Origin of the sequence: Nonomuraea lactucae, from assembly GCF_003313395.1 — a bacterium.
Classification (GTDB): domain Bacteria; phylum Actinomycetota; class Actinomycetes; order Streptosporangiales; family Streptosporangiaceae; genus Nonomuraea; species Nonomuraea lactucae.
The window spans coordinates 1-1,230 of record NZ_QNFZ01000470.1; the positions used below are offsets into that span (position 1 = coordinate 1).

General features: G+C 73.6%; 2 protein-coding genes. Both read left to right on the forward strand.

Annotation, left to right across the window (positions count from 1 at the left end):
• Positions 1-635, forward strand: a 635-nt coding sequence (locus DQW85_RS22740) for an IucA/IucC family C-terminal-domain containing protein (RefSeq protein WP_275888241.1), incomplete at its 5' end; no start/stop codon positions are given.
• Positions 632-1,230 (forward strand): SidA/IucD/PvdA family monooxygenase (locus DQW85_RS22745; RefSeq protein WP_162795253.1); only part of this gene is annotated, 599 nt, incomplete at its 3' end. The genes DQW85_RS22740 and DQW85_RS22745, both read left to right, overlap by 4 nt.

Below are 1,230 nucleotides of genomic sequence, written 5' to 3' on the forward strand. Positions count from 1 at the left end.
CGCCCCGCCACCGCGCCCTGCTGTCGGCGGCTGTGGAGCGGGCCGCCCGCGCGCACGGCCTGGCCCTGGGCGAGGCGGCGGCGCTCTGGCTGGCGCGCTACCTCGACGTGCTCGCCGTCCCCCTGATCCGCCTGCAGGCGAGGTACGGCGTCGCCCTGGAACCGCACCACCAGAACACGCTGGTGGCGCTGGACGGCGACGGCCTGCCCAGCGCGGGCTGGTACCGCGACAGCCAGGGTTACTACGTGGCCGCCTCCCGCGAGGGCGTGCTGCGGCGGCTGCTGCCCGGCCTGGCCGACGGCCTGGAGCTGGTCTTCGACGACGCCCTCGTGGACGAGCGGGTCGCCTACTACCTCGGCGTCAACAACCTGCTCGGCCTGGTGGGCGCGTTCGGCGCGCTGGGCCTGGCCGACGAGGGCGCGCTGCTGCGCGTGCTGCGCGCTCGGCTGGAACGGCTGCGCGCGGCCGAGCCCGGCGCCAGGGGGCTGCTCGACCTGCTGCTGGACGCGCCCGCGCTGCCCTGCAAGGGCAACTATCTGACCTGCGTGGACGGCCGCGACGAGCTCGTCGGCGACGTTCACACCCAGTCCGTGTACATCGACCTTCCCAACCCTCTCACGGAGGTGCAGCGGTGACCGCCCCCTATGACCTGGTCGGCGTCGGCATAGGTCCGTTCAACCTGTCCCTGGCCGCGCTCTCCGACGGCGTGCCGGGGATGCGGACCTTATTCCTGGACGCCAAGCCGGCCTTCTCCTGGCATCCCGGCCTGCTGATGGAGGGGACGGTCCTCCAAGTGCCGTTCCTCGCGGACCTGGTGACCATGGCGGACCCCACGAGCCGCTGGTCGTATCTGAACTACATCCGCTGCCACGACCGCATGTTCCCGTTCTTCTTCTCCGAGCGCTTCCACATCCCGCGCCGCGAGTACGACCACTACTGCCGCTGGGCCGCCGAGCGGCTGCCGTCGTGCCGGTTCGACGCCGAGGTGACCGGCCTGAAATGGGATGAGGCGGCCGGCGTGTTCGCCGTGACCCACCGGTCGGCGGCCGGCGCGACCTCCCGGGTGCTCGCCCGCCAGGTGGTGCTGGGGGTCGGCACGGTCCCGGTCGTGCCGGAGCCGCTGCGTCCGCTGCTGGCGGACGCCCACGCCGGGCGCGTGCTGCACAGCGCCGACTACCGCACCCACCGCGACCGCCTGGCCGCGGCGGCCGACGTCACGGTGCTCGGCGC